General features: G+C 62.5%; 19 protein-coding genes and 3 pseudogenes. 6 read left to right on the top strand and 16 right to left on the bottom strand.

Annotated elements, in window-relative coordinates:
- Positions 1 to 38: 38 nt before the first annotated feature.
- Positions 39 to 720, bottom strand: a pseudogene (locus NKI06_RS11625) (ABC transporter permease); the annotation flags it as partial.
- Between NKI06_RS11625 and NKI06_RS11620 the strand changes: the two are divergent.
- The gene (locus NKI06_RS11620; protein ID WP_023692322.1) at positions 715 to 1,044 is read left to right on the top strand and encodes a GMC oxidoreductase; all 330 of its coding nucleotides are present in this window, start codon (positions 715 to 717) and stop codon (positions 1,042 to 1,044) included. The pseudogene NKI06_RS11625 and the gene NKI06_RS11620 overlap by 6 nt on opposite strands.
- 151 nt (positions 1,045 to 1,195) lie before the next feature.
- Here NKI06_RS11620 and NKI06_RS11615 read toward each other — a convergent pair whose 3' ends face one another.
- Positions 1,196 to 1,360, bottom strand: a complete 165-nt coding sequence (locus NKI06_RS11615) for a hypothetical protein (protein WP_023715648.1) — start codon at positions 1,358 to 1,360, stop codon at positions 1,196 to 1,198.
- Between NKI06_RS11615 and NKI06_RS11610 the strand changes: the two are divergent.
- Positions 1,320 to 1,573: pseudogene (locus tag NKI06_RS11610) on the top strand (MBL fold metallo-hydrolase); the annotation flags it as partial. The gene NKI06_RS11615 and the pseudogene NKI06_RS11610 overlap by 41 nt on opposite strands.
- A 23-nt stretch (positions 1,574 to 1,596) precedes the next feature.
- Here NKI06_RS11610 and NKI06_RS11605 read toward each other — a convergent pair.
- From NKI06_RS11605 to NKI06_RS11575, 7 genes are all read right to left on the bottom strand, one after another.
- Positions 1,597 to 2,340 carry an ATP-binding cassette domain-containing protein gene (locus NKI06_RS11605; protein WP_023740509.1) on the bottom strand — a complete coding sequence of 248 codons (744 nt, stop codon included), beginning with the start codon at positions 2,338 to 2,340 and terminating at the stop codon, positions 1,597 to 1,599.
- A gap of 9 nt (positions 2,341 to 2,349) precedes the next feature.
- Positions 2,350 to 3,549 carry an alanine racemase gene (locus tag NKI06_RS11600; RefSeq protein ID WP_352985351.1) on the bottom strand — a complete coding sequence of 400 codons (1,200 nt, stop codon included), beginning with the start codon at positions 3,547 to 3,549 and terminating at the stop codon, positions 2,350 to 2,352.
- A 12-nt stretch (positions 3,550 to 3,561) separates the two neighbouring features.
- On the bottom strand, positions 3,562 to 4,530 hold the full coding sequence (locus NKI06_RS11595; RefSeq protein WP_352985349.1) for an ABC transporter permease: 969 nt from the start codon (positions 4,528 to 4,530) through the stop codon (positions 3,562 to 3,564).
- A 34-nt stretch (positions 4,531 to 4,564) separates the two neighbouring features.
- Complete coding sequence (locus NKI06_RS11590) at positions 4,565 to 5,626, bottom strand: substrate-binding domain-containing protein (RefSeq protein ID WP_352985347.1); 1,062 nt, start codon at positions 5,624 to 5,626, stop codon at positions 4,565 to 4,567.
- A 67-nt stretch (positions 5,627 to 5,693) separates the two neighbouring features.
- Positions 5,694 to 6,755 (bottom strand): substrate-binding domain-containing protein, encoded by a 1,062-nt coding sequence (locus tag NKI06_RS11585; RefSeq protein ID WP_352825565.1) that lies wholly within the window; start codon positions 6,753 to 6,755, stop codon positions 5,694 to 5,696.
- Between the two features lie 30 nt (positions 6,756 to 6,785).
- On the bottom strand, positions 6,786 to 8,039 hold the full coding sequence (locus tag NKI06_RS11580; RefSeq protein ID WP_352985346.1) for a M20 family metallopeptidase: 1,254 nt from the start codon (positions 8,037 to 8,039) through the stop codon (positions 6,786 to 6,788).
- A complete protein-coding gene (locus tag NKI06_RS11575) occupies positions 8,036 to 9,250 on the bottom strand; it encodes an ROK family transcriptional regulator (protein WP_352985344.1) in 1,215 nt (404 codons plus the stop codon). The genes NKI06_RS11580 and NKI06_RS11575 overlap by 4 nt, the downstream gene beginning before the upstream one ends.
- 917 nt (positions 9,251 to 10,167) lie before the next feature.
- Between NKI06_RS11575 and NKI06_RS11570 the strand changes: the two genes are divergently transcribed.
- Genes NKI06_RS11570 through NKI06_RS30895 form a run of 3 tightly spaced genes read left to right on the top strand, consistent with a single transcriptional unit; the run spans position 10,168 to position 12,093 of the window.
- Complete coding sequence (locus NKI06_RS11570; RefSeq protein WP_023738285.1) at positions 10,168 to 11,514, top strand: family 1 glycosylhydrolase; 1,347 nt, start codon at positions 10,168 to 10,170, stop codon at positions 11,512 to 11,514.
- A 9-nt stretch (positions 11,515 to 11,523) separates the two neighbouring features.
- The gene (locus NKI06_RS11565; protein WP_502900589.1) at positions 11,524 to 11,739 is read left to right on the top strand and encodes a hypothetical protein; all 216 of its coding nucleotides are present in this window, start codon (positions 11,524 to 11,526) and stop codon (positions 11,737 to 11,739) included.
- A 12-nt stretch (positions 11,740 to 11,751) separates the two neighbouring features.
- Complete coding sequence (locus NKI06_RS30895; RefSeq protein WP_502900588.1) at positions 11,752 to 12,093, top strand: SDR family oxidoreductase; 342 nt, start codon at positions 11,752 to 11,754, stop codon at positions 12,091 to 12,093.
- 172 nt (positions 12,094 to 12,265) lie between these two features.
- Here NKI06_RS30895 and NKI06_RS11550 read toward each other — a convergent pair whose 3' ends face one another.
- From NKI06_RS11550 to NKI06_RS11520, 7 genes and pseudogenes are all read right to left on the bottom strand, one after another.
- Positions 12,266 to 12,814 (bottom strand): hypothetical protein, encoded by a 549-nt coding sequence (locus tag NKI06_RS11550; protein ID WP_023738284.1) that lies wholly within the window; start codon positions 12,812 to 12,814, stop codon positions 12,266 to 12,268.
- Positions 12,815 to 13,010: 196 nt separating this feature from the next.
- A pseudogene (locus NKI06_RS11545) lies at positions 13,011 to 13,264 on the bottom strand (Arm DNA-binding domain-containing protein); the annotation flags it as partial.
- A 291-nt stretch (positions 13,265 to 13,555) separates the two neighbouring features.
- Positions 13,556 to 15,133, bottom strand: a complete 1,578-nt coding sequence (gene guaA, locus NKI06_RS11540; protein WP_352985341.1) for a glutamine-hydrolyzing GMP synthase — start codon at positions 15,131 to 15,133, stop codon at positions 13,556 to 13,558.
- A 55-nt stretch (positions 15,134 to 15,188) separates the two neighbouring features.
- Complete coding sequence (locus NKI06_RS11535; RefSeq protein WP_352985340.1) at positions 15,189 to 15,854, bottom strand: 5'-methylthioadenosine/S-adenosylhomocysteine nucleosidase; 666 nt, start codon at positions 15,852 to 15,854, stop codon at positions 15,189 to 15,191.
- Positions 15,854 to 16,312, bottom strand: a complete 459-nt coding sequence (locus NKI06_RS11530; RefSeq protein ID WP_023701303.1) for a PaaI family thioesterase — start codon at positions 16,310 to 16,312, stop codon at positions 15,854 to 15,856. The genes NKI06_RS11535 and NKI06_RS11530 overlap by 1 nt, the downstream gene beginning before the upstream one ends.
- An 84-nt stretch (positions 16,313 to 16,396) precedes the next feature.
- A complete protein-coding gene (locus NKI06_RS11525) occupies positions 16,397 to 16,849 on the bottom strand; it encodes a TspO/MBR family protein (RefSeq protein WP_352985338.1) in 453 nt (150 codons plus the stop codon).
- 71 nt (positions 16,850 to 16,920) lie between these two features.
- Positions 16,921 to 18,210, bottom strand: a complete 1,290-nt coding sequence (locus NKI06_RS11520) for an RsmB/NOP family class I SAM-dependent RNA methyltransferase (protein WP_352985337.1) — start codon at positions 18,208 to 18,210, stop codon at positions 16,921 to 16,923.
- A gap of 319 nt (positions 18,211 to 18,529) precedes the next feature.
- Here NKI06_RS11520 and NKI06_RS11515 point away from each other — a divergent pair, with 319 nt between their 5' ends.
- Positions 18,530 to 19,207 carry an MIP family channel protein gene (locus NKI06_RS11515; protein ID WP_352596972.1) on the top strand — a complete coding sequence of 226 codons (678 nt, stop codon included), beginning with the start codon at positions 18,530 to 18,532 and terminating at the stop codon, positions 19,205 to 19,207.
- Positions 19,208 to 19,340: the final 133 nt, after the last annotated feature.

Genomic DNA, 19,340 nt, shown 5'->3' with positions numbered 1-19,340 from the left:
GCAGCCAACCGGTCGGCGATCGCAACTGCCGCGAACATCTATTTCACCGGCTCGGGCATCGCAGCGCTACCTTCGGCGGCCGCGAGCCGGCCCCGCATCAATTCGCGGCGCTTTCGGAACTCTGCGTATTCCTGGTCGGCCAGTACCCCGATCAGGATCACCGATCCACTCACGGCAAAGTTGAGTGAGGAGGGAATGCCTAGAAGATTGACATGGTTTTGAAGCACCTGCAGCAAGATCGTTCCGAGCACCACACCAATGATTGAGCCTTCCCCGCCCCGCAACGAGAACCCTCCAAGGACGGCGGCGGCGATCGCGTAGAGCTCGTAGAAATTGGCGTGCGAGCTTGGCAGGATCGAGCGTGTGTACATTGCGAGAAAGATGGATGACAGCGCCGTCAGCCCGGCGCAGATCACATAGGCGCAGATGATAACCCGGCCGGTACGGATTCCCGAAAACCGCGCGGCCTCTTCATTTTTGCCGACGGCGTAGAGGTATAGTCCGAAGGCGGTACGGTGCAGAACGACCAACATCACCGCCGCCAGGACAAGCAGGAAGACAAAAGAATGAGGAATGGGAATGGAGGTAGGCATTGTTGGTAAGAACCGAAACCAGATCGGTGCGACCGGTGGTGAGATATTCCAGATCCTCGAAGCGGGTTTCGTAGGGAAAGCCTGCCGTCGCATCTTGCGTGTTGCCCTGCTGCTCGCCGGCATGAAGATCGCCCGCACCATCCTGCGTCAACCGGCCCTGCAGGCGGTGATCGCCGAGGAGCTGTCGCCGGGCGGGGCCGCCGACCTTTCCGATCAGTCCATAACAGACCACATCCTCGAACACGCCAAGACGGTTTATCACCCCTGCGGCACCTGCCGGATGGGCACCGATGACCAGGCGGTGGTCGACCCGCAATTGCGCGTGCGCGGCGTGCCGCGCCTACGCATCTGCGACGCCTCGATCATGCCGCGTCTCATCAGCGGCAACACCAACGCGCCGGTGATCATGATCGCCGATCGGTGCGCCGATTTCATCCTCGGCAGCGCTTAGCGAGAAACGGGCAGCCCAGAGAAATCCAGGCTGTTTTGAGACGGTGTATCTGTCCAGCGCATGCAGCGACTTGTCGCGACCGAAACCGGACAGCTTGACGCCGCCGGGCGGCACGGTGATGTCGGCGCCGCCATACATTGCATAGGTCCTATCAAATCGAGACTGGGATAGCGATGCCAACGCGCTGCTGTTGGCCGCCAGAAAGCTGGTGCGGATACGCCTGGAGAAATTCAGGCGATGCAGGCAGCTTCACCAGACGCAGCAGTTCCAGCAGCATCCATGACGGCGCCGAAGTCGCGCCCGGCTTCCAGATCATCGCTGCGCCGGCCACACGCCCGGCCACTCGGTCTACCTCGCAAACTACGGCAAGGAACAGCGCATGATTTCGGCCGACACGATGTATGTGCCAGCGCTGCTGGCGCCGCATCCGGAGTGGCAAGGCAGCTACGACCAGGACGGGCCGATGGCGATCACCACGCGGCACAAGCTGATCGATCGCGTGATTGCCGACAACATCCGGATCTCGGGCGGGGGCTCTCAGAGAGGTTCCTGCTATTGCTGCTGCAGGCCGGTGATCATGGCAACGATCTCGTTCTTATCGGTCTTCGCGGTCTCGCGAATTCCAATCTGCTTGCCACGCCTGAGAACACAGATGCGGTCGGAGAGCTTGAAGACCTGGTCGAGGCTGTGGCTGATGATCAGGATGCCGACATTGCGCTGCTTCAGCGACTGGACGATAGCCTCCACCCGGGCGGTTTCGGCAACGCCCAGCGCCGCCGTCGGCTCATCCAGCAGGATCAGCTTGCTTGCCCAATGCGTGGCGCGCGCGATCGCAACGCCCTGGCGCTGGCCGCCGGAGAGATCGCGGATAGTGGCGTGGGCGGAGGGGATGCGCACGTCCAGTTCCTTCACCAGTTTCTCGGTCTCGTCGATCATGCGGCGGCGGTCGAGCAAACCGAGGCGGTTCAGCGGCTCGCGGCCGAGGAACATGTTCATGTAGACCGTCTGCTGGTCGGCCAGCGCCAGGTCCTGGTAGACGACCTCGATGCCGTGCGCGCGCCCCATGGTGGCATTCGACATCGTCACCGGTTTTCCTTCGATGACGATGGTGCCGGACGAGGGCGGGTGGACGCCCGAGACGATCTTGACCAGCGTCGACTTTCCGGCGCCGTTGTCGCCGACGAGTGCAACGATCTCGCCCGGGAAAACCTCGAGCGAAAAACTCTCGATCGCGGTGATGCCGCCGAAATTCTTGCGAATGTCGTGCAGCTGAAGGATGGGCGCGCTCACCGTCATGTGTTTCTCCTAGACTGGCCAGGCATAGGGTTCACCGAAGCCGTTCTCGATGGTTTCCACTTTCGGATTGTCCGTCGAAATGCCCGACACGCCGACAATATGGGCGCGGGTGACGAAGGCCTGGCCACGGAAGCCGAACACGGCGCTGTCGCCAGGCTTCGGCGCGTTCGCGCCGGCGGCATCGATCATGGCGTAATAGTCGATCGCAGAGGGCGGCGGCACCTCGACGCTGCGCAGTGCCGAGCCTGCCGTCGTCGGTTCAGCCGAGACGATCGCCTTGACGTCGTAGTCGGGGAAGATCGGATCGATGTAGAAGCCGCCGCCAAGGCAATAGGCCTTGCCGCCGGAGAGATGCGAGACCTCGGTGAGATAGAGCACCGCCGGCAGCTCCGGCAAATCTTCCATGACATGCAGCGCGGTGGTGCCATGCAGTCCATTGCCGGGCTCGCACTGCGTCGCGCCAGCCTCGGCGAGTGCCGCCAGCATGACACTCGACGTGGTGCCCGGCGCGTTGATCTCAATGTCCTTGCGGCCTGCCTTGGCCAACGCTTCCGCAGCTTTCGCGAGCGTCGCCAGATTGGGGGTCGGCAGCACTTTCCGCGAAGCATGGTCGAACAGCAGAGCAGGGAAAGTGGTGATGCCGGCGAAACGGCCGCCTTCGACGGCATCCAGCCGGTCGGCGACATCGTTAATGTCGGCGGCATTGAAACCGCCTTCATGGCCGCGATAGAAGATATCGCCTTCGGCGGCGATGCGGGCCAGCAGATCCTGCACATAGCCGGCCGCCTTGGCGCCTGTTGCCGCTTCCCCAGCCTTGGTATCGTTGAACACGGTCCAGTAGTCCGGCTTGAAGGTTTTCGCCGCAGCCGCCGCTTCGAATTTTGCGACCTGCTGGAGATGGCCGAGATGGCCAAGCTTCATGCCTGCCTTGTGGGTGGCGCGGGCGCAAGCCATGTCGACGGCGACCGCGCGGTCAATGCCGCCGCGCATCACAGCCCGGCAGAACGACGAGGAGCGGCCGACCTGCTTGGTCATGGCGAAGATCTTCAGGCCGTTGCGGTTGGCCTCGCTCTTGAGAACCCGCGCATTGGCCTCAACCGTGTCGAGATCGAGCACATAAGCATTGGCCGGCAGCTTACCTTGTTGGTGCAACCGGATAGCTGATTCGATGAAGGCGGGATTGCGGCGGCGCAAAATGTCGAGAAACATGGATGGCTTCCTTCAGCGGTTCTTTTCGCGCAGCGACACGGCGACTGCGGTCAGGATGATGAGGCCGCGCACGATCATCTGGTCGGAGACCGACAGGCCCATCAGGATCAGGCCGTTGTTGAGCATGCCCATCATCAACGAGCCGACCAGCGCGCCGACCACGGAGCCCTTGCCGCCATTGAGCAGCGTGCCGCCGACGATGACGGCGGCGATGACCGTCATCAGATCCGTTTCGCCGAGAGTATATTTCGCCGCCTGCAGGCGACCGGCATAGAGCAGGCCGGCAAGACCGGCGAGCCCGCCGCTGATGGTCAGCACGGCGAGCCTGATCCTGGGCACGCTGATGCCCGATACGCTTGCGGCGCGGGCATTGTCGCCGGTCGCCAGCACATGCGCGCCGAAACGGGTCTCGCGGAACACCAGGTGGCCGATGGCCACGGCAATCACCGACCACCAGACGAGTGAGGGGACACCGAGCAGCGAGCCGGAACCGAAGAAGCAGGTGAACGCTTCGTTGGTCACCGAGATCGAGCGAAGGTCTGTCATCGAACGCGAAACGCCGGCGAACAGGCCGAGCGTCGCCAGCGTCACCAGGAAGGAGGGCAGCCTGACATACGCCACCAGCACGCCGTTGATGACGCCGATCAGCAGGCCGGCGCCGAGGCCGGCGACTATCCCTGCCGGCATGCCGTACGCGTTGATGGTGACGGCGGCTGCAAGGGCCGCCACCGCCACGATCGAGCCGATCGACAAATCTATTTCGCCGGCCGACATGACGAAGACCAGGCCGATGGCCATGATCGTCACCGGCGTCGTCTGCAACACGATGTTCGATAAGTTTCGGACGGTGAGGAAGCCGCTGTCCCTCAGCACAATGGCGAAGAACAGGAAGATCGCCAGGAAACCGAGGTAGACGACGTATTGCTGCAGGTTGAAGCGGCTGGCGGGGCTGCCACCGGCACTGGTGTTGGCACTGGACATTTATCCCTCCGGTGGTGAGCGCTTCGCCTCGAGCCTATTTCATCGCGTCCGCGATGGCCGCCGGTACGTCCCTGTTGAGGGACTTCTTCCAACCGTCCTTCACCGTGTCCTTGGTGACGGCGATGGAATCTACGGCATAGAATGGTTCGGCCTTCTTGCCGACCAGCGAACCTGCCGAGGCGCGCGCCAGCGTCACGCCGATGCTGTAGGCCTCGTCGGCGACGAGGGCCGCGATGTTGCCGCCCTTGACCATGTCGAGCGCGGCAGGCTCGTTGAGGTCGAGCGTGACAATCTTGGTGTGCGTGTTGCCGGCGCCGCGCAAGGCCGAAAGCACGCTCAGCGCCGGTTCGGCCCAGGTGACATAGATGCCGTCCAGGTCCGGATGCTGGGTGATCATCGCCTGGGCGATGTCTTCGCTGCGCGCCGGGTCGGCCATGCCGGCCTCGGCCTCGATCTTCATATCGGGATAGTCCTGCTCGATGGTCTTCTTGAAGGCCTGGTCGCGCTGGTTGGTGACGTAGAAGTCGGCATCGTGGAAGATGTAGCCGATCTTGCCTTTCTTGCCGAGCGCCTCGGCCATGGCGATGCCGGCCTTGTTGCCCATCTGAAAGAGATCGTCGGAGACGATGGTGACATAGTCCCTGCCCTGCTTGTAGCCGGCCGGGGAATTGTCGACGAAGCCGAGCTTGACGCCGGCCTGGCGTGCCGGATCGTAGACCGAAGCTGCGGTCGCCGGATCGACGGGAAGCGACAGGATGATCGACGGCTTTTTGGCCATCACCGTCTCGATATCGGCCTTCTGTCGCGCGGCGTCGAAACCGGCATCGGTCTGCGCCACCACCTCGATGCCGAGGCGATTGAATTCGTCATGGGCGCCGGCGTTGACGGCGTTGGTGTATTCGCTCATCTCGTGCCAGACGAGGGCGGCGGTGAACTTGCCGTCCTTGATCTGCTGCTCTTCGGCTGGCGTCAGCGTAAGACTGCTCGCCGGCACCGGCTTTTCACCATTCGGTCCTGTGGTGACGCCTTCAGCGGCGAAGGCGTGCATGGCTAGCAGGCTCGCCACTGTCGTTATGATTACAGATGCTTTGCGCATGTCCCGGTTCCCTTTTGTTGTGTCGAAGAAAAGCTCCGGTGCGGCGGGCCGCGCCGGAGCGAGAGCCTTACTTGGCCGCGTCGAGCACCGGCTGCGGCGCGTCGCGGTTGAGCGAGTCCTTCCAGCCCTGCGCGACATTCTCCTTGGTGACGGTCAGGGCCGGGGCGACGACGAAGGCCGGTGTCGGCTGGCCAAGCAGCGACTTCATGCCGGAAGCAGCCATGGCGCGGCCGAGTTCATAGGCCTTGTCGGCGACGAGGGCTGCGACATTGCCGCCCTTGACCATGTCGAGCGCGACCGGCTCGGCGAGGTCGAGCGTGACGATCTTGGTCCTGGCGTTGCCGGCGCCGCGTAGCGCCGACAGCACGCCGTCGGCCGGCTCGGCCCAGGTTACGTAGATGCCGTCGAGATCGGGATGTTGCAAAAGCATCGCGTTGGCCAGTTCCTCGGCGCGGGCCGGGTCGGATATGCCCTGTTCGGCGACGATCTTGATGTCGGGATAGACCTTCTCGATGGTGGTCTTGAAGGCTTGGTCGCGCTGGTTGGTGACATAGTAGGCAGCGTCGTGGAAAATGTAGCCGACCTTGCCCTTGCCGCCGATCGCCTTGGCCATCGCGTCCGCAGCCTGCTTGCCCATCTGGAATAGATCGTCAGTCACGATCGAAGCGTAATCGGTGCCCTGCTTGTAGCCCTTGGGCAAGTTGGACAGGAACACCAGCTTGGTGCCGTCCTTGACCGCCTGGCGGAAGGCTTCTGCCGAGGTGACCGGGTCGAGCGGCAGGGCCAAGATGACGTTGGGCTTGGCGGCCAACGCCGTCTCGATGTCGCTGCGCTGGCGGGCGGAGTCGAACTGGGCATCCGTTTTGACCGCAATGGTGATGCCGGCGCGGGCGAATTCGTCGGTGGCGCCGGCGGTTACCGCATTGGTGAAATCGGACGAGGTGTGCCAGAGCAAGGCGGCCTTGTAGCCCTTGTCCTTGAGCGCGGCGATGTCGGCATCGCTTAGGATCACGTCGGCACTTGGCGTGGCGCTCTCGCCCTGCGGGCCGACCGTCTGTGCGAAAGCTGGGTTGGCGGTAAGGATCAATCCGCCGGCAAAGGCGGCGGCGATCAGTGTCTTCATAGGCATGTCAGTTCTCCCATTTGCTTCGTTGGTGGTTCAGTCGGCCACGCCGCAGTAGCGGGCCATGAAGGCGGCGAAGCCGACTATGCCGGCGAAAAATTCCTCGACATCGACGTGCTCCTCGAATGTGTGGCAATTCCTGATGTCGCCGGGCGCGCAATAGACGGCAGGAATACCGAGCTGATTGATGAAGAAGGGGGACTCCGACCAGAACGGTGCGCCCTCGATGACGCCGCGTCCGCTCATTGCGCCGGCCATCGCGTCGGACAGCATGGCGACTTCCGCCCGCGTTTCGCCGATCTCGGCAGCGGTGCCGCCCAGCCTGTGGTCGCGGCCGGCGGGGTAGGCGAACTCTACCGAAATATCCGGATCGGTGATCGCGCCGCGCACGGCAGCCTCGATCTCGGCGGCGGCGGTGTCGAGGTCTTCGCCAGGCAACAGCTTACGGATCAGCGAGAGCGTGCAGCGCTCGGGGATGGCAATGTAGCCGCCGCCGGCAAGCCCGGTGATAAGCAGGAAGCCGCGCCCGACCAGTTTGTGCTCGGCGCGCGCGGCGACCTCATCCGAATGCTTCCAAAGCGCCGTCATCGCGGCATGGCTTGCACGGAGCGCATCCTTGCCGAGTTCTGGCACACCGAAATAGGCGGATTTGCCGGTAATCGAGATATCGGTGATGAAGAAGCCGATCTGCGCCGCATAGACGGCCAGGCGGGTCGGCTCGACATAGACGCTGAAATCGGGTGCTGTGACCTCGCCGGTCTCGATGCGTCCGACGAAGTGCTTGATCCCGGCGGAAATGCCGGTGCCGGGCTGGCCGCTCTCCTCGTCGCCGACGAAAGCGAAGGCGACGTCGCCCTTGAGGCGAACGCCTGCCTTGTCGAGTAGCGCGAGTGCCGCCAGCGAAGCAGTGATGCCGGCCTTGAGGTCGCCTGAGCCGCGGCCCCAGACAGCACCATCAATGATCGGGGCGGCGAACGGATCCTCACGCTCGGTGCCTGCCCAATGCTCGCGCCAGCCGTCGACATGGACGGTGTCGGTATGGCCCATGAACAGCAGGCGCTTTCCCTGGTCGGCCCCCTTGCGCTCGCCCCAGATGTTGGGCCGCCCGGGAAGGAATTCCGTCCTGGTCAGGCCGCTGAGGTCAAGGTCGCGCATCCTGGCTTCTAGAAAGTCGACGAAGTTGGCTTCGTTGCCGGTGATGCTCTCTCGGCCGATGGCGCGGCGAAACAGCGTTAGTGCGTCGTCGCGGTCGAGCGCTGCCTGCAGGCGGGCGGTAATATCGTGAGTCATATCGCGGCCTCCTTCAGGGCGGCGGCCTGGGCAGGCGGCAGCGAAATCCGGCCATCAGGCGCGTCGACGCCGAACAGCGTGTTGTGCAACTGGCCAAGGCCGATTGCCGCCGCGCCGATGAGGGCTGCGCGTGCGCCGAGTTCGCTCGCCTCGACCCTGACCGGATAGGGGAAGCATAGCGGCAGAAGCGCCTGCACCCTGGACAGGATTTCGGGCCGCAACCCAATCGAGCCGCCGAGGATAAACTTTTCTGGATTGGCGATCGCCGCGATTGCCGCAACGCCTTGCGCCAGATGGCGGGCAGTTTCGTCGAGCACGGTGAGCGCGTCCTTGTCGCCAAGCGCGGCATTCTCGAATATTGCCGGCACCGAGACCTGCCTGCCGGTGAGGGCGTGGTAGCGATCGGTCATGGCGTGGGTGGCCACCGCGCGTTCGAATGCGCCGGTGCGCAGTGATTCCTCGGTGAAGGGATCGGCCCCGATCGGCATGAAACCGATCTCGCCGGCGGCGTGCCCAGCACCCCGCACCAGATGGCCGCCCAGCATCAGCCCGCTGCCGATGCCGGTGCCGAGCGCGATGTAGGCGAGATTGTCGATGCGCTGGCCTTGGCCGAGCCAGTTCTCGCCAAGCACCGCGAGATTGACGTCGTTCTCGATCATCACCGCGACGCCGAGCGCTTCTTCGAAGGCATCCAGCACATTCATTGTGTCGAAGCCGGTAATGTTCGGCGCCATTAGAATGCGGCCGGTGGCCGGGTCAGGAGCGCCAGGCGCGCCGATGACGGCCAGGCGTATCTTCTTGCGCGCGACGTGCTGTCTGGCCGCGGCATCGAAGGCCAGCGCTGCAATCTGATCGACGACGAACTGGCCGCCGCGCGGGTCGGTCGGTGTGGCGGCTTCGGCAAAGATCTGGCAGGCAAGGTCGGTCAGCGCGACCCGCACCTTGGTGCCGCCAAGGTCGACGGCGATGATATAGGCTGCGTCGTGGACCAGTTCGTAGGTGACGGCGGTGCGCCCGACATGGCCGCTGGTGCGGCCGGTTTCCTGGACCCAGCCCTCCTGCTCGAGCCCGCGCATGATTTCGGAGATGGTCTGCTTCGACAGGCCCGTCAGCTTGGCGATCGAGGCGCGGGAGATCGGCCCGCCCTGGACGATCGCTTCCATCACGGAGCGCTGTGAGAACTGACGGGATATGCGCGGCAGGTCAGTCACATTGAACTCCGGTTAATTCGTTCTATGACCGAACTTATTATTCGGAACTGGACCTGTCAATGTATGTTCGCGAGCGGCCGTTTTTGCGCACGCGAACATTGATCCGGAGGCAGGATTCAGGCGCGTTGCTGCCGTTCGGCAGAAGATAAATGCGGTCAGGGAGTGGCTGGATCAGCTTCTTGAATCAATTGGGCGAACAGCTTCGTAGCGCATTGACAAATAACGATCATGTTAGTCTCTGAGGGTCACTGTTTTCTACAGGAGATCAATACAGCGGATGGTTCGCCGGTCCATATCTCTCGTATTCTCTCGTATGGGTCTGTCGAACCAAAGGACGATGAACGAGACTAACTATTGGCTTCGAATATTGGTGATGTACCGCGGGTCTGCCTCCCAGTGAATGGCTCAAATGGGGCCGGCAGCGGAATGTCCGCTTGCAGTTTGCAAACGTGGATAGCTACCATACCGCTTTCACTTGCAAAGGCGCGTTTGACGCCAACTGGGCTGGCCCGAAGCCGACCTCTCCGTCCAGCATAGTCCGATCATATTCGGCGCAAGCTGCTCGCTTGAACCGTGGGATAGAATTCCGCCAATCTCGACCCGCCTATGCCTGGGTGGCCCCTGCTCACAATCACGAGCGTAGCGCCATCTTTCCGAATGGCCGGGTGAGGCTGGAGAAATCGCCGCTGAACCTTCTCGACCAGCCATTCTCCGGCTTTGGCAAAAAGCCGGTTCGAAGGCTTTTCCGCCATGTGCCGTTGCCTTTCGCAACGAACGGTCAACCGACTGTGAATAGCACTTGCAGGCACGTGGTTGTCAGGCGCCCACCGAACTTGACAAGCAGTCTTGCAGGAACTGCGTCGAGCACTGAACGTTTGACCAAGCGCGGACATCTCCGCCTTGGCTAAGGACCATCAATGTTCACGTTCATGTTTGCCACCGGCATCGAGAACAGCACCCCCACCATTCGACAAGGCCGGGAGCGCGTCGACGAAATGGAAAAATGCCGCTTCTACGAACGATGGCGCACCGACTTCGAACTGGTCCAGGATCTCGGGGTGCATTTCCTCCGCTACGGACCTCCCATCCACAAAACGTGGCTGGGTGATGGACGTTATGATTGGGCATTCGCCGATGAGACCTTCGCGGACCTGAAGGCGAAAGACATTCTTCCGATCGTCGACCTTTGCCATTTTGGCGTGCCGGACTGGGTTGGCAACTTCCAGAACCCGGACTTTCCGACACTATTCGAGCACTACGCCAGGGATTTCGCGATGCGCTATCCGTGGATCCAGCTCTTCACCCCAATAAATGAGATGTTCATCTGCGCCACCTTTTCGGCTCGCTGGGGATGGTGGAACGAACAACTGAGCAGCGACACTGCTTTCGTCACCGCCCTCAAGCACATCGTGAAGGCGAACGTGCTTGCCATGCGGGCGATCCTCGAGGTGCGGCCGGACGCCATCTTCATACAGAGCGAATCCTCGGAATACTTCCACGCCGATTCTCCCGAGGCGGTCGGCAGAGCGGAACGGTTCAACAGCGAGCGTTTCCTGTCGCTTGATCTCAACTACGGTCATGACGTCGACGCGCACACCTATCGCTATCTTCTCGAAAACGGGATGACGGCCGAAGAATACAGTTTCTTCCTGGAGAGCCATCTGCGCAGGCATTGCGTGATGGGCACCGACTATTACCAGACCAACGAACATCGGGTTTGGGCAGACGGAACGACGTCCGGGTCCGGCGAGGTGTTTGGCTATGACGAGATCACGCGGCAGTACTTCAACCGTTACCGGCTTCCCGTAATGCATACGGAGACCAACATCAGCGAAGGCCCCAATGGAGACGAGGCCGTCTATTGGCTGTGGAAAGAGTGGGCCAACGTGCTGCGGATCCGCAACGATGGCATCCCCATCGTAGGCTTCACCTGGTACTCGCTGACGGATCAGGTGGACTGGGACAGTGCGCTTCGGGAGAACAACGGACGGATCAATCCGCTCGGCCTCTATGACCTCGACCGAAATCCGAGGGCGGTGGGGCGCGCTTTCAAGGCGCTGATCGCGAACTGGAACAAGCTGTTGGCCACACAAAGTGTCTGCCTTGCTTTGCCGGTCTTTCTTCCCTCACAGCAGGACGATGCCATTGTTCGCGCGCAACAGGATTATGCGCGCAGCCTGCTGAGCGTGGATCGGGTCGCTGAAGGCTGGACTGAACCACTTGCTGCTCCCCAGAAAGAGGTCGAACCCGATGCGCCTGGATAACAAGACTGCATTGTAACCGGTGCTGCAAGCGGCATTGGACTGGCCATCGCCATGCGGTTGGGCACCGAAGGTGCACGGGTGAGCCGACGTGGGTGGAGGCAAGGTCGAGAAGGCGCGCATCGGTTCGACAAGCGGCGCGCCGGGGAGGCCGCTATCACGGTGCTGTCGACTTGCGCTCACGCGTTCGGCAGGTTGGTAATAATCGTCAACAACGCGCCGGCCTGATAATCTTTAACCATTGAGGCATTCACTAGAGCGGGCTGGCTGAAGGTGCTGAGCGTCGACGTGCTGGGAGCAATTTATTTCGCCGGAAAGGCATTCGCTCATATGACATCTGGCGGCGTCATCGTAAAATATATTGAGTGTGCGCGGTCGAGACGAGCTCCGCATGTCGAGCTATACGCCGCGGCAAAGGCCACCCTCCTGTCTCTAGCCGAGACCCGACGCAGTTCGCACCTTGGCCGACTGGGCATGAATCCGGACGATTACCGAACCAAATGGAACCTGCCTCGCAATTACCCGATGGTGGCACCCAACTATTCGGGAAGCGTTCCGCATATCGCCTCTAACACCCAGTAGCGGACAGCTCTCGCCTGAGGCGTCAGTCGTCGTTGAAGCGCTCCGGCATCGCATTCGAGACCAAGGCTGGTGCACAAGGATCATGACATCGAATTCCACTCTATACAGGAACAAGTGCCTTTCCTCGAGATTAGGGTTCGACGCCGCAACGGCGTTGAACCCCAAAGGAGACTCACATGAAACGTAAGATTTTGACAGCTACAGCGATCTCTCTCTGTCTCGCCACCGCGGCCTTGGCGCAGTCGTCGGGAACATCCAGCGGCACGAACGGAACGTCCGGCTCATCGGCCGGGTCGGGTATGAGTTCTACGTCCGGCTCAGGCCAAAGCGGTATCCCGAGCGGCTGGGACAGCAAGCTCTCGGGCTCATTCTTCAGCGACGCCAATTCGGGAAGACTTCTGTCGCAGGATGAGATCCGCAAGAACTGGTCGTCCCTGAGCTCTGAACAGCAGGCACAGGTTCGCTCCGACTGCTCGAGAATGACGGCCAGTAACGGCACTGGCTCTGGCACAATGACCGGCACGTCAGGTAGCTCGGCTTCGACCGGCAGTGATACAACGGCGAGTGTCGGCACCGGCTCTGGCACAGCCACCGGCACTTCAGGCAGCTCTGGTTCGACCGGCAGTAACACCACGGCCAGCAACAGCACTGGTTCGGGTACAACCACCGGCACGTCGGGATCCTCGAATACAGCTGGCGATACGACCGCCAGCACCAGCACGGGTTCGGGCGCGAACTCGGCTGCTCAAATGGCTTCGATGCAGCAGCTCTGCACCCAGGTTCAAGGGATGTGACTGAATGCGGGCTCCGGGCCGGCTTGGCCGAGATAGAAGAGGCCTTGACGGCCCGGACATCGCTTTGGTTTGGTAGCCATTCGGCGCTGAAGTCGGCCGGTGATCGGTGTCACAACTCGGCGCTTGTATCGCCGGCGACCGTCCCTCGCCAATAGCGCGCTTCGCGTCGAGACACTTCTCTCGGGCAAGGGCAAGTGAGATTCCGTCCCGTCCATACCTGCCAAGACAGACCGTCTCGCGGCGTCCGTTGAGCCTGTAATCCAGCCGAAAGGAGATCGCGCCACTAGGCATGACGCGAACATACATGCCGTCGCGGTAAGCAATCTTGTAGATTTTCACTTTTGGTTCAGGGCTTTAAGGGCGACGTCCGTCAGCATTCCCCGCTACCTCCTGAAAAGTACCGTCAGTACAATTTCGAGGCTCTTCGGCAGAACATTCGTTTTATCTTCAGTGCCTTAAGGCATCAAAAAACACCGTCAGAGCCTCATTGGATCTGACGGTACTTCGAAAAATCTGAGCTAGCAATTTGCGGAAGGTCCGTCAGCCGGTCCGTCAAATCCAATCTCCGCACCGATTGTCGCTAATTGTCTCCGAATGGATTTATACGTGTTATCAAATGGTTGTGGCGTACAATGGCGTGTTTCCGGCGGCGTTTGGGTAGGTCTGAATCATTCCCACTCGATGGTGCCTGGCGGCTTCGACGTCACGTCGTAGACGACGCGGTTGATGCCGCGGACTTCGTTGATGATGCGGGTGGCCGCCGCGCCGAGGAAAGCCATGTCGTAGTGGTAGAAGTCGGCGGTCATGCCGTCGACGGACGTCACGGCGCGCAGCGCGCAGACGAATTCGTAGGTGCGGCCGTCGCCCATCACACCGACGGTCTGCACCGGAAGCAGCACGGCGAAAGCCTGCCAGATGGCGTCGTAGAGGCCGGCCTTGCGGATCTCGTCGAGATAGATGGCGTCGGCCTCGCGCAGGATTTCGAGCTTCTCGCGGGTGATACCGCCGGGGCAGCGGATGGCAAGGCCTGGTCCAGGGAACGGATGGCGGCCAATAAAACTTTCGGGCAGGCCGAGTTCCTTGCCCAGTGCCCTCACCTCGTCCTTGAACAGTTCGCGCAGCGGCTCGACCAGTTGCATGTTCATGCGCGCAGGCAGGCCGCCGACATTGTGGTGCGACTTGATGGTCACCGACGGGCCGCCGGTGAAGGAGACGCTTTCGATGACGTCGGGATAGAGCGTACCCTGGGCCAGGAAATCGGCGCCGCCGAGTTTCTTGGCCTCTTCCTCGAACACCTCGATGAACAGCCGGCCGATGGTCTTGCGCTTCGTCTCGGGGTCGGACTCGCCTTCCAGCGCGGAGATGAATTTTTCCGACGCGTCGACAAGGACCAGCGGCAGATTATAGTGCTGGCGGAACATCGCCACCACGCCGGCGGCCTCGTCCTTGCGCATAAGGCCATGGTCGACAAGAATGCAGGTCAGCTGGTCGCCTACCGCTTCGTGGATCAGCAAGGCAGCGACCGATGAATCCACGCCGCCCGACAGCGCGCAGATCACCTTGCCCTTGCCGACCTGTTTGCGAATTGTCTCGACCGCATGCTCGCGATAGGCGCGCATCGTCCAGTCGCCTTCGATGCCGGCGATGTTGTGCACGAAGTTTCTCAGCAGCCTGGCGCCATCCGGCGTATGCACAACTTCCGGGTGGAACATGATGCCGTACATCTTGCGCGCGACGTTGCCGAAGATGGCGAAAGGCGAGCCTTCCGACTTGCCGAAGACTTCGAACCCCTTGGGCAGCGAGATGACGCGGTCGCCATGGCTCATCCACACCTGGTGGCGCTGGCCTGGCGCCCACAGGCCCTCGAACAGCGGGCTGTCCTTTTCGATCTCGACGAAGGCGCGGCCGAATTCGCGATGGTTCGAGCTTTCGGCGACGCCGCCCATCTGCACGCACATGGCCATCTGGCCGTAGCAGATACCGAGCACAGGTACGCCGGCATCGAAGACGATCTGCGGCGCGCGCGGGCTGCCGATGTCCGATGTCGAGGCGGGACCGCCCGACAGGATCACGGCTTTCGGATTGATGCGCTTGAAGGCAGCTTCGGCCGATTGGAACGGCACGATCTCGGAAAACACGCCAGCCTCGCGGATGCGGCGGGCGATGAGTTGCGTAAACTGGCTGCCGAAATCGATGATGAGAACGGTGTCGGCCAGGACTGTATCGGGATGATTGGCTGTCGTCATGGCGAGCCTTTAGAGAAAGAAACGAGTCGGCGCAATGGGGTGCGTAGCCCGACTTTCAGAGCGGCGCCGGCTCTTGCCCAGGCTGCTCCTTGTGTAGCGTGCCGGAGCCGATGGCCTGTTCGAGCCGAGCGACCGCATCCGCCAGCTTCTCGTCGATGACATGCAGATATTCGGTCCAGTCGCCAACGTGGCGCAGATCGGCTGCACCGTCTGAAATGCCGCGCAGGCCGATAAGCGGGACATCGAACAACTGGCAGGCGCGCAGGCAGGCGAAGGTTTCCATGTCGACCATATCGGCGGCGATGGCGTCGTAGGCGGCGCCGGTGATGATGGCGCCGCCGGTCGACAGGCTGGCTTCTTTAATGCCCGGTATCCTGAATGATAGCGGGAGGGTCACCGGCAGGTCGAGGAACGGCGTCGCGCCTTTTTCGAAGCCTAGCGGCGAAGCGTCGATGTCGCGATAGCTGACCGAGACCGCCTGGTAGATTTCCGTCTGCTCCAGTGTGCGGCTGCCGGCGGAGCCGAGCGAGACGACGAGATCGGGCAACGCCTTCTCGGATTTCAGCCATGACAGTTCGGCGCCGAGCCGCACACCTGCCTCTACCGGGCCGACGCCTGTCATCAGCGGCGTGAACAGTTTTTGCAGATGCGGACCGTACTCGGCCTGCGCCGCCATGACGAAGAGGACGTCCTTGCCACCAATTCGCGTAATTTTGGCCATCAGCCTGCTATCCCGTCACGGCCAACCACCGTCATCATCGTGCCGGTCATGGTCGCGATCAGCTTGGCCTCGCCATCGGCGGCAAAGGCGTACGCCTGGCCATCGGCGACAATGATGGTGCGGCCGGGTTTGGTCACCGAGCCGCGGAACAGGAAGCGTTCGCCCCGGCCGGGCGCCAGGAGGTTGACCTTGAATTCGATGGTCAGCACGCCGGAATTTTCCGGCATCAGCGAGAACGCGGCATAGCCGCAGGCCGAGTCCAGCGCCGTCGAAATCACCCCGGCATGGAGGAAACCGTGCTGCTGGGTCAGTGCCTGGGAATAGGGCATTTCGATCTCGATGATGCCCGGCGTCACAAGGGTCAGCTCGGCGCCAATGGTCGCCATCGCCTGCTGGCGGGCGAACGACGCCCTGACGCGGTCCTCATAATCGGGTGCGGGTACGATCTTTGCTGCCATGGCCATCGCCCTGATTTATCTGCAAAGCTTATCGCAGACGCCTGAACGCCACGCAAATGCTTTTGCTGCACTGCAGCAAAGCACTCAGTTCAACAGGAGCAGCGACGCATTGAGCAAGGTGGCGAAGGCCACCCATAGGGCATAGGGCGCAAACAGCCAGCCGGAAACCCGGTCGCGGTTCCACACCGTGGCTATGAACAGCGCAATGCTGGCGAGAAGAGCCAGGATCACGACCAGTGCCGGCCCCATCTGTTTGGCGCCGAAGAAAGTCGGCGACCACGCGAAGTTCAGAACAAGCTGGAGGGCCCAGATCTTCATCGCGGCGCCTGCTCGTTCCCGCTCCCATGTCCGCCAGCCGGCTACGGCGATCAGCACATAGAGGAGCGTCCAGGCCGGCGCGAAGACCCAGTTGGGCGGGTTGAAGGGCGGCTTGGCGAGCGAGGCATACCATTCACCCGGCAACGTCGCATAGCCGATCAGCAGGCCTCCGCCGAGCACCAGAATGAGGAAAAGCAGAAGCGACACATATCTTTGCAAGAATTCTACCCCGTCTGGCGGCCGACGCCGCGCATCTGCAACTGGCGCTATGTCAGCTGTCAATCGCAGCGTCAATTCGCCCCACGCAGCGCACAGAAATAGAACCCGTCGGTGCCGCTCAGCGCCGGCGACAGCGAGATGTCGCTTGTCTTGCCGATCCGGGCGGCCGCTGCGTGACCGGGGAAGCTGATATCCCAGAGCGCGCGATGATCGACCGGGACGAAGCCCTTGTGGCGCTCGCGAAAGGCGGCGATCTGCTCGCCATTCTCCTCGTCGAACACCGAACAGGTGATGTAGACCAGCAGGCCGCCGGGTTTGACATAGGCCTTGGCCGCGTCGAGGATCGCCGACTGCTCGCCCTTGCGGGCATCGAGCTGTCTCTGCGTCAGCCGCCATTTGGCGTCGGGACGGCGCCGCCAGGTGCCGCTGCCGGTGCAGGGCGCATCCACCAGCACGATGTCCATGTGGCCTGCGAGGGGGCTGAGCTCGGCCGGCTTGGTGACGACCTGGACGTTGCGGTTTTCCGAACGGCGGATGCGGTCGAAGATCGGCGCCAGCCGCGCCTTTTCGGCATCATGGGCGAAGACCTGGCCTTTGTTGGCCATCGTCGCCGACAGCGCCAGCGTCTTGCCGCCGGCGCCGGCGCAGAAATCGAGCACCTGCATCCCGGCTTGCGCGCCGGCAAGGGCGGCAACGATCTGCGAGCCTTCGTCCTGGACCTCGAACCAGCCTTTCTGGAAGGCCGGCTCGGCCTGTACGTTCGGGTGCCTGCCGTCGCCGTCGATGGGCGGGATGCGAATGCCTTGTGGCGCGATAGCGGCTGCCTTGGCGCCGGTTTCGGCGAGTTCCGCCAGCACTTTGGCGCGGTCGGACTGCAGCGTATTGACCCTGATGTCGAGCGGCGGGCGGGTCGCCAGGGCAGCACCTTCCGCAACCCAGTCTGTGCCAAAGGCTCGTTCGAACAACGGCGCGCACCAGTCGGGCACGTCCGCCCGCACCGCCTCCGGCGCGCCTTCAGGCCGGCGCTCGGCCAGCGCCTGCAACTCGGCGGCGCTGAGCAGCGGCGGCGCGAACTTGTCACCCTGGAGCGCATCGTTGAGCGATTGCGGCGTCTGGCCCCATTCGATGAGCAGCGCGCCGAAGCCGATGGCGCGCGGCGTGTCTTCACCCAAAAGCCAGCCGGCGGAACGTTTGTGGCGCAGCGCGTCGTAGACGATGTTGCCGATCGCCGCGCGGTCGCCGCCGCCCGCAAAGCGATGCGACAGCCCCCAATCTTTCAGCGCATCGGCCACCGGCCGGTGGCGCCGGCCAATGTCGTCCAGCACTTCAATGGCTGCCGCCAGCCGTCCGCCCAGTCGCATTCGTCATTCCATCTATCGAGCACAGTATCTTTCGGCCTGCTCTTAGAGCGTTTCGCGTCGAGATTGAACCCCGCTTGAATTTCGCGGCGACGAGGCCTTCCGCTCGCGGCCGACGATTTTCCCCGCCGGCAAATGTCCGCCCGCCGGCGATAACAAATCTCAAATATATGCAAGGTCTCTAATGTTGGTAACTGGCCGCCGTAAGCACGATCTGTGGCGCAATTGCTCTGCTTTCCAAGCTTTTGCGTTGGGAATACTCTTTGCGCCATGATTCGCGGCGCGGAAAAGCGGACCGACGGATCGATACGAGGAGAGGGCAATGAAAACGTATCTTGCGGAAGTTCTAGGGACATTTCTATTGGTGTTTATCGGCACGGCGTCGGTGGCGACGGGTGGCTTTCTCGCCGACTTGCCGCTGGGCCAGGAAGCCATCGGCCTGGCGTTCGGCATCGGCCTGATTGCGGCGGCTTACGCGGTGGGTCCCATCTCAGGCGCACATCTCAACCCTGCCGTCACGCTCGGCGTCTTCCTTGCCGGCCGGCTGCCGGCCAAGGATGTCATTCCTTACTGGATCGCGCAGATCATCGGCGCCATTCTGGCCTCGCTGGCGCTGTGGATCATCGTCTCCGGCCAGACCGGCGGGCACACCACCGGTTTCGGCGCCAATGGCTGGGACGTGGCGAAATGGGGGACGAGTTCGGCCTTCCTGTGGGAGCTGATCGGCACCTTCACCTTCGTCACCGTCATCCTCGGCGTCACCGCCGAGAAGCACTCGACGGCGTTCGCCGGCCTGGTCATCGGCCTGACGCTGGCCGGACTGCACTTCGCAATGATCCCGGTGACCGGCACCTCGCTCAATCCGGCGCGTTCGATCGGCCCGGCGCTGTTTACCGGCGGCGCAGCCCTCAGCCAGCTTTGGCTGTTCATCGTTGCGCCGCTGATCGGCGGCGCGATCGCTGGCGTCGTCGCCAAGGCACGCATCTTCGAAAAGGTCTGATTTCGAAGCCTGCGAAAACGAAGGGCGCGGGGGCGCGGGGGCCCGCCCCGGGCAGTGTGGGGGGCGCAAGCGGGTGCGGGCGAGGGCGACCGGATAAACGCAACAGCCGACCCCCCACCACCGAGAGAAGGGA

The sequence above is a fragment of the Mesorhizobium sp. M0772 genome (assembly GCF_040320135.1).
In the GTDB taxonomy this organism is placed as follows: Bacteria; Pseudomonadota; Alphaproteobacteria; order Rhizobiales; family Rhizobiaceae; genus Mesorhizobium.
Note: the sequence above shows the minus strand (reverse complement) of the source record. Positions and strands in the feature narration are given on the sequence as shown.